The following is a 20647-nucleotide window of genomic DNA, read 5'->3' as shown; positions in this document are numbered from 1 at the left end:
GTCAGCGTGGGGGTGGCTGGTGACGGGGGGCCCGTCCAGGTTGGGGTGGTTGGTGACGGGCGGCCCGTCCGCGTAGGGGCGGCCGGTGATGGGAGGCCCGCCCTCCAGGTCGGGGTGGCCGGTGCCGGGAGGCTCGACCGCACTCGTACGGCCGGTGACGAGGAACCAGCCCTCCTGCGGGCGGTTCGCACGGCCGGCAAGGGGAGGTCCGTCCGTCTGCGGGCGATCGTCGTCGGCGCCGGGATCGGAGGGCTGACCGCGGCGGTGAGCCTGGCCCGAGCCGGATGCGAGGTGACGGTGGTCGAGCGGGCGGCCCGCTTCGGCGAGATCGGCGCCGGCATCCAACTCGCCCCCAACGCCACCCGCGTCCTCCGACACATGGGCCTCCTCGACGCGGTCGCCGCACAAGCGGCCCGCCCCTCCCAATGGAGCTTCCGCACCTGGTCCGACGGCTCGGAGATCACCCGCTACCTGCTGGGCCGTGAGGCGGAGGCCGAGTTCGGCGCACCGTACCTCCAGGTCCACCGGGCCGACCTGCACGAGGCCCTGGCGGCCGCCGTCCCCGCCCGCTCGGTACGCCTCGGCACGACCGCCGTGGCGATCGACCAGGACGACGGCTCGGCGTACGTCACCACGGCGGCCGGCGAACGCCTGGGCGCGGACCTGATCGTGGCCGCGGACGGCATACGGTCGCCGGCCCGCCGGTGGCTCTTCGGCCCCGACGAGGCGGTCTTCTCGGGCACGGCGGCGTACCGCGCACTGCTCCCCGCAGCCGAGGTGGCCGACCTGGACCTCCCCGACTTCGCGATCTGGCTGGGCCCGGACCGCCACTTCGTCCACTACTGGATACGCAGCCGACAACTCCTGAACGTCGTGGCGGTGGTCAGGACGGAGGAGCCGCGGGTGACCCGGAAGGCAGCGGAGGCGCAGGCGTCCTCGAAGGTCGTGGCGGCGGCGCAGGAGTCCTGGACGGCCCTGGCCGAGCCGGGAGAACCGCTGAGCGCATTCGCGGGCTGGGACCCGCGAGTACTGCGCATCCTCGAACGCGCCGGCCGCATGAACCGCTACGGCATCCACACCCGCACCCCGCTCACCCGCTGGAACGTCGGCCGAGTGACGCTCCTGGGTGACAGCGCCCACGCGATGGTCCCGTTCCAGGCGCAGGGCGCGGCCCAGGCGATCATGGACGCGGCCGTCCTGGCCGACACCCTCACGGACGCGACCCCGTCCGACGTCCCCACGGCCCTGGACCACTACGTACGCCGCCGCCTGGCCACAGCCACAACCATCCAGACCCACTCGTCCCAGGCAGGCGAGGACTACCACCTCCCCGACGGCCCCGAGGCCCAGTCGCGCAACACCCGCATGGCCAACTACGGGACGAAACACCCCTTCGGCCCACTGGCAGGGGCGTGGGCCGAAGACCAGACGGCCCTCACAGCCACGAAGCGAAGCCCCACCCAAGGATCGACCACGTGAACAAACCCATGGCACCCATGGCGAGGAGGCCTACGGCAGAACCCCGCCGCCTGCCGCAGCCACGGCGACAGCTTGCGGCAAGCCGATGAAATCGGTCTTCGCCGGGCTGAGGCGCTCAAGGCTGGAGAGCCTGATCCTCTTCTGAAGGGGACAGCGCTCATCCAGGACACGGGTGGGCAGGACGTAGAAGGTCCACTGGTCGAGGTCCAGCGGATCGAGGCTCTGTTTGTCCTGATGGTGCAGCAGACAGAAGACGTACACGTCGGAGCGACGCCGCACCTCGACCGAGGTGGCACCGCTCGGGGCGTCCCACCCGGAAGCCGGCGCGATACCGAACTCGACCTTCGACGGCTGGGGTTGCGCCCACGACTGGAGGTAGGCCGTCGATTTCACCTCGACGCGCCACCCTTCGGACGTCCGGATGTCGACCGTGTCCCATTCGGTACGGGTACCGGCGGCCGCGCCCAGCGCCGTGGCCACGAGGTACTCGGCCAGGACACCGCGCATGGTGTTGTTGGCAAGGTCGGAGCAGGCCCAGCTCCAGAAGTCGGTGAGCCTGCCGACCGTTTCGCCGTTGGCTCGTATCGGCTCGGCGCCGCTGCGGCGCGTGATGACCAGCGGACCAAGTTCGGCACTCATGCTGCCCCTCCATATGACGACGCCTCGCCACCCACATCCTGACAGCGCCCACTGACACCGGCGTTGGAGTACGGACGCACCTGATCGGCGTCAACTGAACTCCCACCACTGGCGCATGGACCCTGCCGTGTAGCTCGCGCTACGACCCCGGCCTCGTCTCAGCCTCTGAGCGTCTCAGGACGGCATCTCAGGCAGCACACGTTTCCGCAGCTCAGGGTGGGTGGGATGGTTGCGCTGTCGCGGGTTGGGCGGCGGTGGTTGCGGTGGGCCCCGGCTGTCTCTGAACCTGTGGATGTCGCACCGACCGGGGCGGATCGAGGGCCCCGGTCGCAGCCTGTCGACGACTCCCTCCTGAGGCCTGCACACCGGGCATCGGTATGCCCACATGGGGCGCCCGACGCCCCGGTGGCCTGCCCCAGGTGCGGCGTCCGCCGAGAGAGCCGACGCAGGCCGGGAGCGACCCCTACTGAAGAAGAAGGAAGACACGACATGAGCAGGAACACCCGCGCACTCCGTCGTCCGGGCCGCCGCGCTGCCGTCGCCGCCGGACTCGTCCTTGCCGTCGGCCTCGGCGTGTCGACGCAGGCGTTGGCCCAGGCCGCCGCCCCCGCCCCCGCGAAGGCATCCGCGGCGGCGTCCGCCGCGCCGCGGTCGATCACCGGCTTCAACGGTGACCTGGTGACCCAGACCGCCGACTTCTACGGCGCGTACGTCGACGCGAAGGACGACGCCGCGGGCCCGGACACCAAGTTGGCCAAGGCGCTGCGTACCCACTACCTGACGCCGGCCTTCGCGAAGCGGCTGGCGGCGTGGGAGAAGAAGAACAACCTGGACGGCGTCCTGCGTGCCCAGAACGTTCCGGTGGAGTGGACGGTGAGCGAGGGTCGCAAAGGCCTCGAGGTCATCGTCTCCCTGACCTACGGCGGCGGGGAGTCGCCGACGACCACGACCAGGTTCGTCGTGAAGCATGAGGTGGTCGGCGGCATCACCGACATCCGCCCCACGAGCGCGGCCCCCACGAAGCCGTCCGCCGCGAAGCGGTCGGTCAGCGGCCGGACCGGTGACTCGGTCACCCAGATCGCCGACTTCTACGGCGCGTACGTCGACGCGAAGGACGACGCCGCGGGCCCGGACACCAAGTTGGCCAAGGCGCTGCGCACGCACTACCTGACGCCGGCCTTCGCGAAGCGGCTGGCGGCGTGGGAGAAGAAGAACAACCTGGACGGCGTCCTGCGTGCCCAGAACGTCCCGGTGGACTGGACGGTGAGCGAGGGCCGCAACAGCCGCGAGATCAGGGTCACCCATGCCTTCGGCGGAGGGGAGACGCCGACGGTGACGGCCGACCTCGTCGTGAAGCTGGAGCCGGCGTCCGGCGACGTCACCGACATCCGCCGCACGAGCACCCACTGACGCCACACCCACTCCGCCCGGCCCGCTCCCGGCTCCACTCGGCAGCGGGCCCTGACGGCCGAACGGACGACGGTCCCACTCGATCCGCTCGACCCGGGCGATCCGGCCTCTGCCAGCGACCTGTCGCGGCGTCAGCCCTCGCCTCCGTTCCCCTCCATATTGACGGCGGGGATCGGAACCCAGCGGCCGGGGCTGTAATAGACGCGGTCGTACCGGTAGCCCGTCAGCCCCTTGGTGCTGGTGCTGCGGAAAGGCCGGCCGTGGTCGTCGATGCGGACCGTGCCGGTGCGGCCTTGTGAGGACCAGGCGAGTTCGAGGTACCAGTCGCAGGTGCAGGACTCGTTGAGCGTGGAGACCACCAGGACCTCGGGCTCCTGCAGAGACACCTGGTAGGGGAAGTTGATGGCGGGGATCTTCGTCCCCGACCCGTTGTCGCCGGGTACCGAACGGGCCAGGGGCTGGTGCGCGTCGAGGTTCACGGAGAAGTAGCGAGGGACGATGCCGGCGCCGCAGCCGTCGCTCAGGGAGTAGACGATGCCCCTGTCGGCGGCGGGTGCGGCCCGGTTGACCACGCGCACGTGCAGGGCGTTCAGGACGACGGCGGCGGAGCCGCGGCCCTGCACGGTGATCTGCACACCGGTGGGACCGCCGTGCACCGCCCGCTGGGAGTCGACCCACGCCGCGACGTCCTCCGGGTGCGGCGGCGGAGGAACCTGCTGCGGCGCCTTGGCGACGACGTAGTCCTCGCCGCACCCGTTGACCCCACGCGTGTGGAAGTTGGCGGTCCAGGTGAGGGGAGCCACGGGCTGAGCCGTGCCGGCCCGCGCCTGGTGCGGCTTGGGACGGCCACCGCCCGTGGCCGACGTGGAGGGCGGCCCGGCGGCGGAAGCGGTGAGCCCGAGAAGCACGGCGACGAGCGAGACCGCGAGCACCACCGACCGCCCGGGCCACCGCCGAGGGCGCCCGCCGGACAACCGCGACCGGGCCGGTGACGAAGTCGCCCCAGGGAGCTGAACGTCCGTTGTTACAGGGACGGTTACAGCCCCGGCCACGTCCCTACCCGCCCTCACCTCCGGGCTCTGCCCACGCGCAGGGACGGCCGAGGCGGCACCATCGCCAGCGGAATCGATGAACACCGTGGCGCTCATGGAGTTGCGAGGCGCCGGCGCCTGCCGACCGTCGGACGGACGCGGCCGTTGCCGCGCGGCGTAGGCCATGATCCACCGACGGTGCAACTCGGTGCGCTCGTCAGGGGAGGCACCGCAGAGCACGGCGAACCGCTCGATCGGAGCGAAGTCCTGCGGGACCGCCTCACCGGAGCAGTAGCGGTGCAGGGTCGAGGCGTGCACGTCCAGCCGACGGGCAAGCGCCGCGTAGCTGCGGTCGGTACGTTCCTTCAGACGCCTCAGCAGCAACGCGAATTCCGCTACGTCATCGTGGATCGAATCCATGCAGTCCGCACTCGTATCCGCTAGTCGACCTACAAAGGCCGGTCCCGACGGGGCACGACATCCCGCCGCTCCCCATACCTGCACGCCAATACGCACGAGACGGTTCCAGCGTTGAGAACCATGACCTGGCTCACGCGGCCCCACCTCACGAGTTCTGCTCAGGCTCGAACCCGCGGGCGTAACCGACTCCTGCGGGGACAACTGAGGGACAGAACGACGGTATACGCCCCGTCCCGCGTCGCTGACGTCAGCCGTGGATCGTCAGCCGTCCATGAGATCCGGGTAGGGACAGAGCTCCAGCGGGGCGGTCGGACGGTCGGCCCACTTCCACCAGATGTGCTGGTTGGAGCACCCCCAGACCACCCGGCAGGTTCGGCGGTCGTCCTCCTCGCGGTGACACAGCGCCATCGCGCCGGCCCGCAACGGGCCACCGCACCGGGACAGATCGGCACGGACTCGGTCGGCACTCCAGGAACATACCCTTTGCCTATGGCGACCTGAGCCCTCACCCATCGCGGAACCGAGGGCCTCCGGGGCTTACTCCGAGCCGGAGAGCAAGGCCTCCAACGCCGCCCGGGCCTTGGCGATTCCGAGACGCCACTCGTCACTCCGAAGGACCGCGATGTCCCACTCGACCACCGGTTCGGCGCCGGTCACGCAGTAGCCGTAGACCTGATGGGCCACCGGCTCGGTGAGGAGTTCGTCGTAGAGGAACGTCCCCTCGAAAGCCGCCCAGGCCACTGCCCGCGTGTCCGCGCACACCCGCCGAAGCGCTGCGCGCGTGTACTCGCGCAGATCGAGCGAGACGTCATGAAAGTCGAGGTCGTACGACACCAGACCAAGCCGCTCGACAGCTTCGGGCTGCTCCAGCAGAGGGAACGACAGAAAGGCATCGGGAACCATCCCGGCAAGGCGAAAAGCCTCCTCCGGCAACGGAGCGTTGCCCGAACCGATGACAAACACATTCACCGAGGCCGGCCCCCGCCAACACAGAGCGTCGAGCACCTCACCCGCCACAGCGCCCCCTCCCCTCTGCCCGCCTCCGAGGCACACGCCCCGGCCGCACCACGCCATTCACCAGCGGCGTCGCCCAACCGCGACGCCATTATGACCGCCGTGATCACTGGAAGGCTTCGCCAAGGTCGAGGCGGTCGTCCGCGAGACTCGATCCACCGTCGTTAAGGAATACCGCAACGGCGTCGACGTCAGGTGCCGGCGCGGCCACCTGCACACGTTCCACGTGGACAGTTGGGACGGGCGCCAGACCATCCGTCCGGACTTCTTCGGGGCCTGCAACAAGCTTGCCAAGTTTCAGGAGTTCTCAGAGAAAGCAAAGGATCTTGGCATCACCGTACTTGAGTCGCAGTGGATAGCAGCGTCACGCCCTCACCAGGCGGTCTGCTTCGCCGGGCACGAGTTCGGCCTCGCCCCGAACAAGAGGAAGCCTGGGTGCCCCGAATGCCCACGGGGGATGGGGGGATGTACGGCGGCACTGTCCCACCTCACGACGTGTACTACATCGTGAGTGGACTCGACACCACGACCGGCAAGGAGACCGTGAAGCCCGGCATCAGCTCCGGCAGCGGCTACAACCGGCTTCTGCAGCACGCCGAGGATGGACTGATCGTCCAGCATCTTCGGATCCCAGGGTTGCCCGTTGGTATGGCGAGAGCGCTGGAAACGTCCGTCCTGGACGGACTCGACAGGGAAGGATGGCTGTCCACCCGAGGCGTTGAGTACTTCCCGGTGGCAGCTCTGCAGGACGTCATGGACCTGGTGGGCGGATGGTCACAGACCAGCCTGGGCTTTCCCCCGTCCGGTCGTCGTTGACGTTGGCGATATCTACGACGCCGTTGAAGCGCCTGAGATGCATGATGTCGTGGACGTCGACGTTGACACCGCCGTGGTATTCGACTCCGATGCCGTGAGCGCTATTGCGGCTTTGACGCGTTGAGTGGATGCGGGGCGGCAGACCTGACCATCTTCTCCGCCCCTGGGGGCGCCCAGCGGTGACCACGACATCGCCCACCACCTTCGTCGTAGAGCCCGGTTCGCCAGTCGGCGCTGCGCGGTACGGTCACCTGGGTGCACGCGGTGTCGCACTTCGCCGGAGCTCGGGCATCGGTGCTTTCTTTCGTTGCGCCAGGTGATGCGGTGACCGCGCTCAGAGTGTCGGGAAGACCGCTGCGAAAAAGAACCACAGCAGTACGGCCCAGAAGACGGCGGCCGCCAGCGACACGAGCAGGGAGTTGCGCCATCTCAGCACCAGGAACGGGAAGAGCGCCGGGAGCGCCCAGAAGCCGGCCACGTCGATCGACATACGGGCGGCCTGACTGAGAGTTCCCGCGTGCCCAGCGGAGATACGCCGCAACAGCCGCTGGGAGACGAAGCCGTACAGGCCGAAGACGATCGGGAAGAACCACAGCGGAGTGATCGTGACCAGTTCGGACTCGTCGAGATCGTTGAACATGACCAGATAGACACAGGCGGCCCCCAGCACACCGGCGATGAGGGCGGTCACGTAGAGGGCGGTCAGGACGGCCGGCTCCACCGACGTAGTCGGCTCGGGAACGGAGCCGGGCGTGAGCACGGGCGAGGCGTACGGAACATCGGCAGCGGGAGCCGGGACCACCCGGTCACAGTGGGGGCAACGGACGTTCTGCCCAGCACGGTCGGCCGGGGCCAAGATCAAGTGCCCGCACGAGGCGTGGAATTCCATTAGCTGACGGTTCACGCGTTGCCTTCCCTGTACCCCTCTGGTGCTGATCGGCGGCCGACGACGCGGCGGTCGGCTGAATCGGCTCCGACTCGAAAGTGAAGGCGCCCCAGGGCATCCAGCCTGCGCCGACGCGCGGCTCGTGAACGAGCTTCTTCGCCGCATGTCTCCCTGGCATCGGGGAAAATACGTAATCACTCACGTAGGCGGAGACCTGCGGTCAGGACGAGTGTGTGGCGTGGAGGGCCGTCCTCGCCGTCGTGGTGTGGCGCCCACGAGAGTCCCCCTCACGTTGATGACCAAGGGTGACCAACCCATGACCACGCTCAATGCGGCAGGAGAGGTGTCGGCCATCCGTGCGCGTAGCGGCGCCGCATCTCGGTGGCAAGTTCCCGGCTGGTCATGATGAGCGACGGCAACCGGCTCATGGACGAACTGACGAGCAGTGGGAGGAGGCGTTGGCGGCACGGTCTGCCATGCATCCAAGGTCACCGGTGCGCGCGCTCGATGCGCTGCTGAGGAAGAGTCGGGAGTGACGTTGGGGAGTCAATTTCCGTGATCCACTCCCTATTCACTCCCCAGGGACCCTCTGGAACGAGTCAGGGCCGGTTTCCCATGAAGGAAAACCGGCCCTGACCTGGTGTTTCGGCTGTCGGGGTGGCGGGATTTGAACCCACGACCTCTTCGTCCCGAATGAGGTTCGGGTGGTGATCTTTCCAGCGTGGACGGCGTTTGCGCTGGTCAGGGCGTCGGGATGTCGTGGTCTCAAGTGGCCTCGAAGGGGCTCGGGGAGCGGGTCGGCTCCCAGATGGCTCCCAAGGGGACCGTAGCCAACGGTCGCTGGGGCCACCTGTCCCGCCACATCGGCACGCGCTGAATACGTGTGCGCGACGCTCGTGCGACGGCTCAGATCACCGTTGAGGGAGCGTGCTTGCTCAGGTAGCTCTTGAAGGTCTTCCTGATCTCGGCCTGGAGATAGCCTGCCTGCGGTGAGTTGGGTACCACGTCGGGCTCGAAGCCTCTCTTTCGGGCATCGAGGTACCGCACGATGCTCGACGATCTGGTGTTGGCGACGAAGAGTTCATTCTGGGTGCGGATGTCGGCGCGCAGCCCCTCGAAGTTCCGTGCGAGGTCGATGCCGAGGTTGGAGACGTAGTACTTGCACTCGACGATGAGGACGCTCTGACTGCCTCGTGGTGCGATGCCCTGCGCTCGGCTCAGGGCGGCTTCCTCGGCTGGCAGCACCAACACGTCGCACTCGTGCAGGACGCCCGACGAGCCGGTCACATAGACGCCGAGGTGGACTTCAAGGGCGGGGGCACCGTCGAACTCGATCACGGCGTGGGTGAAGGGCTGGCTGTTGCCGTACAGGTGACCGGGCCCTGTCCGGAAAACAAGATTGCTGGCCTTCGCCCCGTAGACGTCTTCGTAGGTGACAGTGGCACCATGCCGACTCGCGGTGGCAACGATCAGGGAGAAGATGAAGCCCTCGTAGACGTCGGACGGCTTCGAAGCGGAGTCGTACGACACCGCCCCCGCAGCGAGAAGGCTCTTGATCTCGTTGACTAGGTCATTGACCGTGCTCAACTGACTACCTCCCTCGTCACTTCGGCCAGCAGCTGGCTGACGCGTGTACGTCGCTCAGCCGGCACCCGATCTCCCCGGAACTCAGTTCGGCTACGGCGCGTTCGAGCGCTTTCGTCTGGCTCGAACACGACCCCCTCAGCCATGCTCCGGCTGCCAGCGTCGCCTTCGGGCTCAGACCGGAGCGTCTTCAGCACCTCCAGTTCCATTTCAGGCAGGTCGACGAGCACGCGCTTTACAGCATCAAGGAGGAGCTGCACACGTTCTTCCTCTGTCATGGCTCGCGTGGCGATGACCAGGGTTCCTCCCTTGCGTGAAGACTCGTACTCTCCGAGGCCAAGCATGCTGCGGTCCACGACCTCGTATCGAGCCGCTGCTGCAGCCGGACTCGTGGCGGGGAGGTCATTGCCGCGGCGCTGCTGGCGCCGGCGGAGGATCTTCTCCTCCGGCACTCCCGCGGCGATTGCCGCGTCGACATCGTCGAGCACCCAACTTAGGGCGGTGTCTTGCAGCGCTTCGCGGAGCTGCCCTTCCACACGGCGTAGTTCGAACTGGTTCATGTCCCCCTCGTATCAGTAGCTTTCGTCTGACGTAGCCAGTCGGTTCACGGTTCTTCCCCGGGCTGCGTTCGAAGGAACCGCAGTTAGCCGTCGATCAGATTTCGGAGTGCCTCCAGCGACAGGCGGGCTTCCGGAGCGGCAGCTCCACCGGATAATCGGACACCCTCGCCTTCCAGGACGGGTTCGCCGACGTTTCCCTCAGCGCTACCAGAGTTTCGCGAGCGACGGGGCCTCCTCGATGGGATCGTCTGGTCCAGCCAGTGTCCACACCTCATCGGAGAGGGCGATGCTCGGTGCATCGCCATGTTCGGGGCGTCGGCGGGTGACCCGTTGACTGACCCATTCACCGTCGCGCGGCACGGGCAGGCCGAGGCTACGGGCGATCGTCGCCTGTCGACTGGTGCCGCCGAGCACGAGGATGCCATCGCCGCGCAACGCCTCCCGGGCAGTTCGAACTCGCTTCGGGCCATCTGCGGTCACGGCGACGGTGGAGATCGTGGTTCGGTTGAGTAGCCGTCCTTGCGCGAGCCTGAAGAGGTTGTTCACCCGGGCCTGGCTGCCGCGCCGGCTCACTTCGGTGGCGAAAATCTTCTCTCGAAGCGGCGCCGGAAGGTGGAGAAGGGTGTTCTCCGGCAGATGCGCGTTGTGGAAGAGCCAGGTGACGGCCTGTCGGCCTGCGGCCGAGAGCGTGCGCTTGAAGTCGCGGTTGGCTGCTCCGCTGAGGTGGCCGGGTTCGATCCGGATCAGTCCGAGGCTCCAGCAGGACCGCTCGTCGTTGGCTGACACGAGCAGACACACCCTCCCGACCTCCCCGGGCGTAATCGTCCATGTCGCACCAGTGGTGAACTTCAGTACCACCTGCTGGCGTCCTATCGGGAGGTCGGTGGTCTCCTGGCCAGGCGGGAATCCCCAGGCCGCCGTGAGCTCGTGAGTGACCTTGGCGCCGAGGTAGACCTTCTCGGATTTCCCGAGCGTAGCCGGGTCGAATCGCCCCGTTCGCCGTCCGTCGAGCACGCTGTCGAATGCGTGGCGCAGGGCGTTCGCCGTTGTTGCCTCGAAGTCCGGCATGCCGCGGAGGGCATCCGCGACGGTAGCCACGTCAGAGGAGCCAGAGCTGCTTTCAGTTCCTGCGGCGGCGGCAGAAGGGCTGCTGGTCGCGGCTGCGATGTCGGAGTCTGCCAAGCGGGTCGCTGCGAAACCCTCGTCCGGAAAGGACGGGATCACGGTGGTCGGTTCATCCCGTGCCGGGCCGACGGACGGAGCCGGAGCTCGGCGCTCGGCGGCGGCCAGCTCGTCGCGCAGTGCTTGGAGGTGCTTCTCCTTGCGCGCCAGGCGGCGCTCGATCCGTTCCACCTTGCTGCGAAGGTCGCGGTTCTCTCGCAACACGTCCAGGAGTTCCGGATCCGGGCTATCGGGCGTCGGCTCTTGCGATGGTTGTGTACTGCCGGCTGCCAGCGTGGCCCGCGCGTTCACCAGGTGCTGCCTGACCTCCTCGGTCATGCCTTCCTTACGCTCTGGTGGAGCGAGTACCGCGATGATCGCGTAGATCAACGAGGCGTTGTTCTGGAGCCCTCTGCCTCGAAGCCGGTCCGAGAGCACCTGATACGACGGAGGGCGCGGGCCTTCCCGGTGCTGCGCCAGCAGTAGCTGTTGCAGCCCTTTCAGCTGGACTCCGCTGCTGTCGACCAGATCACGCAGCAGCCCCACGATCTCCCGCATGGGCATGCAGAGTTCCGTGTCCACCTCTGACCACTGACCGCCCCGTCTTCGGCGCGCCACGTCCTCGCCCCCGCCCCTTCGATCTCCTCAAAAGAGTATTCAATCTATCTGATCGGAAGATCGAACTTCCGGGCGTCGTGGACGTCCGGCACCGTGGTCACCCCAGCCGCAAATCGCTACGTGAGAAAGGATGTCGATGCGTCAGCGCACGGCCGATCTCTGCGCCTTCGCCATCATCGTCGGCACGCCCGCAGCTCTGATCGCCTTGAATCTGCCTTCCGATCAGGTCATCGCGAGCACCTCCGCCGCGGCCGTTCTCTACTCGGCCTGGCGCCAGGGTGGAGGCACGCCGCCGTCACAGGGCTCCGGGGGACGGCATGGCGCTGACTCTGCTGCCGCTTCCGACTCCGGGGCGGTGTCCGAGTCGGAAACCCGCCCAGGCCGGGGGCCCTCGGAACAGGTCGGCTCCCGGGACCCGGCATAGTGCCGATGTCTCTACGCCTGGCGTGACAGGTCGGCCACCAAGAGGTCGAGAGTGGCCTCCTCATGGAGCGCGACGCCGAGGGCGGTCATGGCAGGGGCGAGATCCGGGTCCCAGTCCGCGTCGACCGGCTGGCCGTCGAGTGCCAGTTGAGGGATGCCCTCGGCCTGACTGCGAGCGGCCAGATGCTCGTAATCCGCGGTGCCCATGCGCCACGGCCGGGCTTCGTAGCGGCGGATGACCCGGTTGGCCAGAGCGATCCCCGGCCAGTCGAAGTCGCCGTGGTACGCGAAGCGGCAACCCGTGGCGGCGAGGGCGTCAAGAAGCGTGAAGACCACGGTGGCGGCGCTGCCGGACGTGCACACGAGGGGCTGGACGCAGGCCGCGTCCGCCGCGGCTTCAACCACGCGCGGATTCTCACAGATGTGGATCAGCGTTCCGGCGGGCAGTTGCAGCCGAAGGGCATGCAGGTCGCGCGGTGTGACGTGAACTTCGGCGTGATGATCGGCCCGCTCCCGTAGGGCGCGCTCCCGCCAGCCCTCGCCGTCGGGCCGCAACCCGTACGTCAGGACCGCGCTGGAAACCTCGTCCGGAGTGACGGACACCAGCCGCCACAGAGCTCGTCGACCGGCCGCGTCGTCGGGGAACTCAGTGCCGTGGGCGAGGGCGACGCCGCGTTGGACGAGACGTGCGAGCCAGGTGCCGTCGTCCAGGCCGTGCGCGGAGCCGGTCGCCATGGCGGCGAGTTCTCCTCGGCCGAGTGTGCTGCCCCGCTCGGGTCCGAGGAGAGTGGTGAGGACTTGGACCGCTTGCTGGAGTGTCCATATCGCCGCTTCGGGCGTCACTCCCTTCGGAACGCCGGTACGGCGCAGCAGGTCGTACCACTGCCGGGGCCATTCCTGGTCGGCGAGCGGGGAGGTGTCCAGTGACGAAGCGAGGGACGACCACACCTGTTCCCGCCGTGCCGCAACGTCCGCGCGGGCGGCACGGCGGTCGGTGAGTGGCGGGCCGAGTTCCTCCAGGGTCTGTCTGAGGCCGAGACCGGCGGCCGAGGCGCGTAGCCGTGCGTCGAGCACGTCGAGCCGTATGGTCACGGCGGCACCTGTGAGGGGTTTGCCCAGCAGGAGAGACAGGGCATTGCGTTCCTGGGCGTTCATCGCGGTCAGCCTTAGCGAACCCGTGGCCTGCACGCCGTTGCTTTCCAGGCGTTTACGGGCGCCCTGCCAGAGCCGGGTGAGTCCAGGTCCCGTCAGCCAGTCGCGCGTTGCGGCGGGCAGCCCGCTCATACGGACACCAGACGCCGGTGCCGGCCGTTCCAGGTGTAGTGCAGGGTGGCCACGCCGCGTACGTGGGGATCACGGAGGCACTCGTAGATGTGCAGGGACGGAACCTCCGGCCAGTTGCCCATGAGCCGCTCGCTGGTGAGGACGAAGTCGAGATCGAGGTCTACGAGGATACGGCCCAGCCGGCCGTGGGTGGGCTCGTCGACCTTGGCGAAGGCGTCATCCAGGAGGATCAGGCGTGGCGCGTGCGGTGCCGACTCGGCGAGGCTCGTGAAGTGGGCGGCAGCTGCGGCGAAGAGCACGAGGTAGGAGAGCACGCGTTGTTCGCCCTGGCTGAGCCCGGTCCGGCCGGTCAGTTTCCTACGGCGGCCCGGAGCCGCGTCATCGACCACGAAGGTGTGGAAGCGGAACCAGTCGCGGTAGTCCAGCGCGGTCCGCAGATGGGCGGCGTAACCGGCTGACGGGTCGGCACGGCGGGCGTCCTCGATCCGGCGTTGCAGCACCTCGCGCAGCTGCTCGGTCTGGTCGCGCGTCCTCAGGCTCGACGGACTGCGCAGCAGCTCGACGGCCGCGCGCACATCCGCGTCCACGTCCTCGTCCAGCTTCCACAGCAACTCGACGCCGAGTCCGTGGGAGGTGCGCACGGTCCGCAGGGTGTCGTTGAGAGCCGCGACCAGGTTCGCCGCGGTGATGACCTGCGCCGAGAGGTGGTCCCCGAGCTCACCGGTCAGGAACCGCTGGAACACCTCGCGTTCGCGCTCGGTGAGCCGCCCTCGGGCCTCCGCGGCCTGGAGAGCAATCCGCTCGCCCACCGCCGCGACGTCATGGGACCCGTGGTCGTCGACCAAACGGCACACCTTGATGCCGTCGCGTTCCTCCAGCTGTGCGTCGTACCCGCCCGCCAGTTGGTCGCGCAGGTCGGTGTGCCGGTTGAGCAGGGTGCTGTCCGAAACTTCGCCCTTCGGGCGGCCGAGGGCCTGCTCTACGGCGTCGGCGAGGGCCCGCAGCGCTCGCAGACGGCTGCGGACGTCCGCGCTGGGATCGTCCGACACGTACTCGGGCAGCGAGGACCGGTCAAGGCCGGCGCCGAGCACCACCTCCGGGCGGCCGAGAGCACCGCGAAGAGCGCTGCCGGTGTCGATGACCGCCGTTTCCTGGTCCGCCAGGGTCCCGCGCAGACGCTTCTCGTCCTCCTCCGCGCGCACGCGCAGGTCGTGGAAATCGTCGCGAGCTCGTTGCGCCGCGGGGAGCGCTTGGACGGCGTTCGCGATGCGCTGCTTGGACTCCTGCTCGCGGGAGAGGATCTCCTCCTCGGACGACCCGATGGCCTCCTCGCGGGTGCGCAGGTCCTGCTCAGCGGTGCGCAGTTCAGCGAGGTGGAGCCGGTAGCTCTCGTCCGCGGCCAGGCGATCCTCTCGGGCGCGTCCGTACCGGTCGGCATCGGCCTGGTTCGTACCGAGCCGCTCGCCCGTGCCGCTGACGGCCCTGCGCAAATGCCCGATACCGCTGAGCAGACCAGCCAGTGCGGTGCGCACACGGTCCAGGGAGGCGGGGTCGCCGGGCAGGTCGTGGGCGGTCGCGGTGGCATCCGCCTCGGTCCGCGCCGACACCGCGAGAGCGCGGGTCTCCTCGGCCAGCCGCGCCGCCCGGGTCGCCTTGGCGGTCAGGTCGCGCAGAGTCCGCTCGGCTGATTCGGTCCTGCTCCACGCGTCCGCGAGATTCCGTGCCCTGGGGAAATCCCGTTCCGCGAGCGTGAGAGCCCGACGCATGGCATCGGCTACGGCGAGTTCCTCACGGGCATCGGCCAGCCGCTGCTGAGTCTGTGTGATCCGCTCCTCCAGCTCGGCGAGAATGCGTCGCCGAGTCTCGGCGCGTACGGCGGCCCCCACGTACTCGGTGTCGCCTTTCTCATGACGACCGCTGAGCACGCCCAAACGCCAACTGCCGTCGTAGAAAACCGCGTTGTGCGCAGCGGTCTCCTGTGCCGATGCGAGTGCGATGGTGGCCAGGAGACCCCCAATCTGCTCGAAGGTGACGCCGCAACCCGGTTCAGGGGCTGGGCGCAGGGCCGAGACGAGAGTCGGCCCGTCGGACAGCGCGGGACCCGGCTGGAGAAGGGTGTCCCGGGTGCGCGGATCGAGAAGGATGCCGCCCGCACTCACCCACGCGTCCAGGATTCCACTCGCCTCCAGCGCCCCTTCCAGACCGGCTCGGTCGGCCGGAGCCACGCCGTCCACGAAGTCCACGAGCCGGTAGAAAGGGGCTCCACTGCCCGACGTCCTCGCAGCGGCGCGATGGTGCGGGGCCGGTGGCTCGGGGTCGGTACGTTGCTCCCAGTCCCGCTTCTGCTCCGCCAGGTGGTCGAGTTCCTCGCCGAGCCGGTTGACGCCGAGTGCCAGGGCGTCCCGGCGTCCGGTGAGTCCCTCGCCGTACGGCTCCAACGCGGCCTGAGCTGCCCGCCGCGCCTGGCTGTCGATATCGGGCGGCAGTGTGCGGTCCGCGAACGGAGCGTCGGTAGAGGTCTCGTGGCCGACGGTGGCGTGGACGGTGTCCAGCGACGGGCAGTCGGGACCCAGCGCAGTCCGAGTGCGCACCGCCCACTCGGCGACTTGACGGGAGTAGGCGCCGCTCTCCTCGGCGACCTTCTGACGGCTGCCGTCGAGATGGCCGGCGGCCTCTTCCGCCTCGCCTTCCAGCCGTTCCCGCTCGGCATCGGCCTGAGCTGCCGCGACCCGGGCCTCGTCCGCCCTTGAGATGAGGTGGGTCACCTCCTGAACCATCCGGGCCCGGTTTCTCGCGACCGCCTCGGCGTCCTCCAACTGGTTCTGCCAGGACCTCAGCCCCTCCTGCGCCGTGACTGTGTCCACGCGGGCCACCGACCGGTGCCGTACGGTACGCGTCTCCCCGTCCGGAGTCGTCAACTCGGTCTCGGTGGCCTGGGCTAGAACCGTGCGTGGCAGAGCCACCGCCTCGCCGAGATGGCCGGTGGGAAGCCCCGCCTTCTCCGCCTGCGTCAGCAACTCCCGGTGTTCGGTTCCCAGCTCGGCCAGCCGGCTTCCGAGGTGTTCGACACCTTCGGCCAGCCGCTCCGCCGAGCCCTCCTCCGCGTCATAGGCGTTGCGCAAGGTGGTGAACGCGGCCACGGCGGCGGTGTGCAGCGCCTCCACCGTGCCGCGGCGCTCCGACAGTTCGCGCAGGCTGCGGTAGGCGTGACTGGCGTGCAGGGCGGCCAGGTCGGTCCGGGCGTTCTGTTCCTCGTCGCGCAGGGTCTCCAGTCGGCCCTCCGACTCCTCCTCCTGCGTCCGCAGGTCGCTCGTCCGCTGTGCGGCGTCTCCGGCCGCCCGGCGCCGCTGCGCGAGGACGCCCAGTTCGTGGCTCACTCTCTGCGCGGAGGTGCGCAGGACTCCGGCCAGGTAGCCGCGATAACTGGTGAGGAAGGTGCGCAGTGCCGTGTCGGTGCGTTCCAGGCGGCCGAGTTCGTCCCGTACGGCGTCGAGGTCGTGCAGGTTGCGCGCCACCTTCTCGACCACGTCCTCGTCGAGCCCCGGCAGGGTCTCGCTCAGTAGGGAGACCAGGCCCCCGTGTTCGATCCGGTCGCCGACCGTCGGGCGCCGCAGCCGGTGGAGGAGCTGGGTGAGATTGCGGTAGCGCGTCGCGTCGGTGATGCCGAACAGGTCCCGGGCCACGCGCGAGCGGTGCTGGACTGCACGGTCGGTCGTGTTGTCGGAGCCGACGATCTCCTTGAGCCGGTCGACTGGCAGCGGCTTACCGGCCTCGACCAGGTGCAGGTCCTCACCGATCCGCAGCGGGGTGACGAAGAACGTCGGCAGCGCCTTCTGCGTCGACTTCGAGGCGCGGATGGCGGCACCGAGCGTCAGGTGGCGGTGACCGCCGTCGTCGGCCGTGCCCCGGAACTCCACCCACAGATACCCGAGACGATTGGTCTGCTCGAACCCGTCCAGCATCAGCCAGGCAAGCGTGGTGCGGCCGGTGCCGGTCGCGTCCAGCGCCCGGGAGTCGCCGTCCAGAAGATACGGGAGCAGCATCTCCAGGGCCTTGGACTTGCCCGCGCCGTTCTTGCCACGCAGCAGCAGGCGTCCGTCGCCGAAGGAGAACTCCTGCTCGTCGTACTGCCAGACGTTCTGGATGCCCGCCCGGTGCAGCCGGAAGCGGGTGCCAGCGGTCGTCGCAGGGCCGGTGGGTGTCGCAGCGCCGGAACGCGGCAGCGGAACGAGGCCACGCGCGTCGGTGGTCATAGCGGCAACTCCTCTTGAACGTCTGTGCCTTTGTCGGCTGCGGCGGCCAGGCGCACCGTGACTTGGGTGGCGTAGCGGGCCGCTGCTGCCAGCAGCACCCAGCCGTCGCCGCCGGGCCGTGCGCCATGGACACCGGTCACCGTGCGTCCTTCCGACGCCTCTTCGACGTACCCCTCCGGCAGTCCTTCGCCCTCGGCGCGCAGCCGGCCCGCGCGGGCCATCAGCCGCATGCGGACCAGCAGGTCCAGTACGGCCTCTCGCAGGGAGGGAAGGTCCTCCAGGTAGCCGCGTTGCCAGTTGCTGCGGTGCCCGTACTCGGCGATCAGCCCGGCCAGTACTTCATCCACCAGGCCGTCCGGGACGGCCACCCCGATGACGAGCGTCCCGCCGGTCGCCGGATGCCCCGGTTCCTGCGGCCGAAGCCGTTCCACGAGCCGCTCCGCCAGCAGGAGCGCGGCCTGTGCGACGGTCCCGGTGCCCGGCAGGTGTAGATCCGTGAGCTCTTCTTCGGGGTCCACCAGCGCCACGCCCTCGGCGCGGATCTCCATCTCCAGGCTCAGGAGTTCGGAGAAAGCCTGGGCCTCCCGGCGCTGCCGGGTGCGCAGCCAGTCACGCTCGGCGTCTGTCAGCTCGTCGAGGTGGACGACGGGTGTCTCGACGAGCATCCGGCGCACGTAGGTGCGTGGTCCGCCGAAGCCCGGGTCGGCTGCCCGCCGGACCAGGTCGGCGCCGTCCCGTGCCTGGGAGAGCGGGCCAGCGACGACCACGCGTGCCAGCTCCCGATCTATCGTGATCAGGGCTTCTCCGCCCGCATCCTGCGCAAGCGCGGCCACATGGCCCTCGGTCTCGATGAGCACGCCCCAGTCGACGAGCTGGCGCAGCGCCGCGACCAGGGTCCGTTTCCCGGCCGCCCGGCCTGTTTCCTCCAGCTCGATCCCGGCGTCGGCTGCGGCAGCCCTGATATCGGCGACCAGGTGTGACAGCAGCATTTGCTCGGGCGCGGTCACCAGCACGGACAGGGCCAGCGCGAGGCAGGCGTACGTGTGTGGGGTGAACGGAGTGCCGGTGGAGCGCTCCAACCGATGACCCGAACCCGTCCCCAGCCCCGCCTTGAACAGCCGGGCGTAGGAGCTGTCGACCAGCAGGCGGTAGCCGAGCACCTGCTGGAACCGTTTGCCCAGCCAGTCGGCGTGCCTGCGGATCAGCGGGAAGAGGTCGGCGTGGGGGCCGTCCGACGCGATCAGCGGGTGGGCGAGCAGCAACCGGGCGGCGGTGCGGCGCTCGGCTGCCAGGGCTACGTCGTGAGTCGAGGGGAGGGTCATGACACGCTCGCCTCCGCTTCGCCGTCGACCGCGGCGGAGGTGCGACCGATGTCCAGCTCCAGGTCGTCCAGCAGCAGGTCGCCGTCGGCCGAGTACAGCACCGTTCGCGTGCCCGTCGTCCGGCGCACGGTGAGACGGATGCGCAGTTCGGCGTCTTCACTGCTGGCCGAGTCGAGGTCGAACCCCGCCGTCCTCTCCCCGTCCGTGCTGACGGGCCGGCTGAGTTGTGAGTTTCCGAGCGCTGTGGCCAGCAGCTCCAGGAGCAGGCTGAGTGCCGCTGACGTGAGGCGTACCTCGGCGAACCGGCCCGACGCGCTGCGCAGTTCGTCTGCCGCTGCTGCTCTGGCCGCTGCCCGCTGACGGGCTGCCTCCCTCAGCAGCTGCTTCTGCGCGGAGTGGTCCTCCACTGCTGAGGCCCGGCCCCGCTGGGCTCGGCTGCCTCTTTCACGCAGGGCAACCGGTACTTCGACCACGGGACCGGTCCACCAGCTTGTGTAGGCGGGCACCACCTCGTCGGTGGCCGGAGGTATGCCCAGATGGCGGGCGCCGTACAGCCCGAATGCGGCGACGGCGATGTCGTGTGCGTCCCGCGGCGCCGCTTCGTCGAACCAGCGGGCCAGCCGCAGCAGATCCTTGCGCCGGGACATCTCCCCGGTGGCCGACCGCAGCATCCGCTTGGCGTTGGCGAGCAGCGACTGCAACGCGCGCAGGGTGGCATCGCGTAGCTGGTCGACCTGGCTGCCCTGGCCGTCGGTGTTGCTGAACCAGCCGCGCAGGCCCTCCCAGTCCGCGAATTCGCGGCCCCGGCTGCGCTGGATCCGGACGTCCGGGCGGCTTTCGCCCTGCACCTGCGACTGCGCCGAGAGCCCAGTGAGCCCCTGGGCGTGGGAGTCCAGCTGGTTCAGCAGAGCCGGGATGTGCGGCCACAGAGTGTCCAACGCCGCCGAGATCCGGGGCGCGCGGAACGCCACGTCCTCCGTGATCGCCTCGACGTAGTCCAGGAGCAGCTCCTTGAAGCCCTGGTACTCGGCGCTGTCCAGGTCGTAGCGGGACAGCACCTGCCCGAGGTAGGCGTAGAAGTCGCGTATGGAGTCCGCGAACTCGGTGAACTGCACGAACAGCGTGCTGATCCGCTCCAGTCCGTCCTGCGGCTCGACGCCGCCCGGCGCGGTCACGAGGTCGGCCAGCGCCCGTAGTCCGCGCTCAACCAGTGCCAGCAGTTCGTTGCTCACCTCGCGGGCGGCGTCGGCTTCGGCCAGGACTCCGTCGGCGTCCCGCTGGATGCGTTCGCCCAGTTTCGACAGCTGGTAGCGCGCGCGGGAGCGCTGGTACTCGCTGATGCTGGACGCGTTCACCGTGTGGCTGCTGCGGAGCAGGTTTCCCCACTGGACCAGCTGTTCCAGTCGGACCGTGAGGGTGTCGGCGTCGAGTCCTGCGGCGGAAGCACCGGCCTGGCGCAGTTTCGCCATGATGTCCGGGACAGCGAGATCGGCCAGCAGCGTTCCGCAGAAGACCCGCATGATCGCGACGTGCTCCAGCCGCTCGGGCGCGCTGAGGTACGTGTACGCGTTCAGCCGCCGCCGCGCCTCCTCGTCGGCGTCCTGACCTGCACCGGATGCTGATGCCCCCATGCCCGTGAGGTTACGCGGCGCATACGGGCGCCGCCGGTGGGTGGCCGAAAATGCCACGGACGTGTGCCTGCCTGTGGCGAATCCCGCGGGAGCGGCATGTGCGGCATGTAGGCGTC

14 protein-coding genes are annotated in these 20647 nt (G+C 69.0%); 3 read left to right on the top strand and 11 right to left on the bottom strand.

Features of this window, described 5'->3' with window-relative positions; genetic code table 11:
- The coding region (locus AOK23_RS26530; protein WP_338056519.1) for an FAD-dependent monooxygenase at positions 1 to 1479 on the top strand (1479 nt) is incomplete at its 5' end.
- 30 nt (positions 1480 to 1509) lie between these two features.
- On the opposite strand, the gene AOK23_RS26525 is transcribed toward AOK23_RS26530, so the two are convergent.
- Entirely contained in the window at positions 1510 to 2118 is a 609-nt protein-coding gene (locus tag AOK23_RS26525; RefSeq protein ID WP_055715148.1) for a hypothetical protein, read from the bottom strand.
- Between the two features lie 489 nt (positions 2119 to 2607).
- Here AOK23_RS26525 and AOK23_RS26520 point away from each other — a divergent pair, with 489 nt between their 5' ends.
- Complete coding sequence (locus AOK23_RS26520; RefSeq protein ID WP_055715147.1) at positions 2608 to 3528, top strand: hypothetical protein; 921 nt, start codon at positions 2608 to 2610, stop codon at positions 3526 to 3528.
- A 131-nt stretch (positions 3529 to 3659) separates the two neighbouring features.
- On the opposite strand, the gene AOK23_RS52025 is transcribed toward AOK23_RS26520, so the two are convergent.
- Positions 3660 to 4979, bottom strand: coding sequence for a helix-turn-helix domain-containing protein (locus tag AOK23_RS52025; protein WP_055715146.1), 1320 nt, complete (start codon positions 4977 to 4979; stop codon positions 3660 to 3662).
- Positions 4980 to 5516: 537 nt separating this feature from the next.
- The gene (locus AOK23_RS26510; protein WP_055715145.1) at positions 5517 to 5996 is read right to left on the bottom strand and encodes a hypothetical protein; all 480 of its coding nucleotides are present in this window, start codon (positions 5994 to 5996) and stop codon (positions 5517 to 5519) included.
- 492 nt (positions 5997 to 6488) lie between these two features.
- Here AOK23_RS26510 and AOK23_RS26505 point away from each other — a divergent pair, with 492 nt between their 5' ends.
- Positions 6489 to 6809, top strand: a complete 321-nt coding sequence (locus AOK23_RS26505) for a hypothetical protein (RefSeq protein ID WP_157878158.1) — start codon at positions 6489 to 6491, stop codon at positions 6807 to 6809.
- Between the two features lie 334 nt (positions 6810 to 7143).
- Here the strand turns inward: AOK23_RS26505 and AOK23_RS26500 are convergent, their stop codons facing one another.
- The 8 genes from AOK23_RS26500 to AOK23_RS26465 form a co-directional block, all read right to left on the bottom strand.
- Entirely contained in the window at positions 7144 to 7569 is a 426-nt protein-coding gene (locus AOK23_RS26500) for a hypothetical protein (protein ID WP_240496566.1), read from the bottom strand.
- A gap of 1032 nt (positions 7570 to 8601) precedes the next feature.
- Positions 8602 to 9282: a hypothetical protein gene (locus AOK23_RS26495; RefSeq protein ID WP_157878157.1), complete on the bottom strand. Its 681-nt coding sequence runs from the start codon at positions 9280 to 9282 to the stop codon at positions 8602 to 8604.
- Positions 9279 to 9839, bottom strand: a complete 561-nt coding sequence (locus AOK23_RS26490) for a hypothetical protein (RefSeq protein WP_055715141.1) — start codon at positions 9837 to 9839, stop codon at positions 9279 to 9281. Before AOK23_RS26490 ends, AOK23_RS26495 begins: the two co-directional genes overlap by 4 nt.
- Before the next feature lie 204 nt (positions 9840 to 10043).
- On the bottom strand, positions 10044 to 11558 hold the full coding sequence (locus tag AOK23_RS45565; RefSeq protein WP_157878156.1) for a NaeI family type II restriction endonuclease: 1515 nt from the start codon (positions 11556 to 11558) through the stop codon (positions 10044 to 10046).
- A 495-nt stretch (positions 11559 to 12053) separates the two neighbouring features.
- Positions 12054 to 13325, bottom strand: a complete 1272-nt coding sequence (locus AOK23_RS26480; protein WP_055715139.1) for a TIGR02679 family protein — start codon at positions 13323 to 13325, stop codon at positions 12054 to 12056.
- Positions 13322 to 17578, bottom strand: a complete 4257-nt coding sequence (locus tag AOK23_RS26475; RefSeq protein WP_055715138.1) for a TIGR02680 family protein — start codon at positions 17576 to 17578, stop codon at positions 13322 to 13324. The genes AOK23_RS26480 and AOK23_RS26475 overlap by 4 nt, the downstream gene beginning before the upstream one ends.
- The gene (locus tag AOK23_RS26470; protein WP_055715137.1) at positions 17575 to 18900 is read right to left on the bottom strand and encodes a TIGR02678 family protein; all 1326 of its coding nucleotides are present in this window, start codon (positions 18898 to 18900) and stop codon (positions 17575 to 17577) included. The genes AOK23_RS26475 and AOK23_RS26470 overlap by 4 nt, the downstream gene beginning before the upstream one ends.
- A complete protein-coding gene (locus tag AOK23_RS26465) occupies positions 18897 to 20531 on the bottom strand; it encodes a TIGR02677 family protein (RefSeq protein ID WP_055715136.1) in 1635 nt (544 codons plus the stop codon). Before AOK23_RS26465 ends, AOK23_RS26470 begins: the two co-directional genes overlap by 4 nt.
- Between the last annotated feature and the right edge of the window lie 116 nt (positions 20532 to 20647).

Origin of the sequence: Streptomyces torulosus (genome assembly GCF_001419765.1) — a bacterium.
In the GTDB taxonomy this organism is placed as follows: Bacteria; Actinomycetota; Actinomycetes; order Streptomycetales; family Streptomycetaceae; genus Streptomyces; species Streptomyces torulosus.
This window is presented reverse-complemented; position numbering and strand designations above follow the sequence as displayed.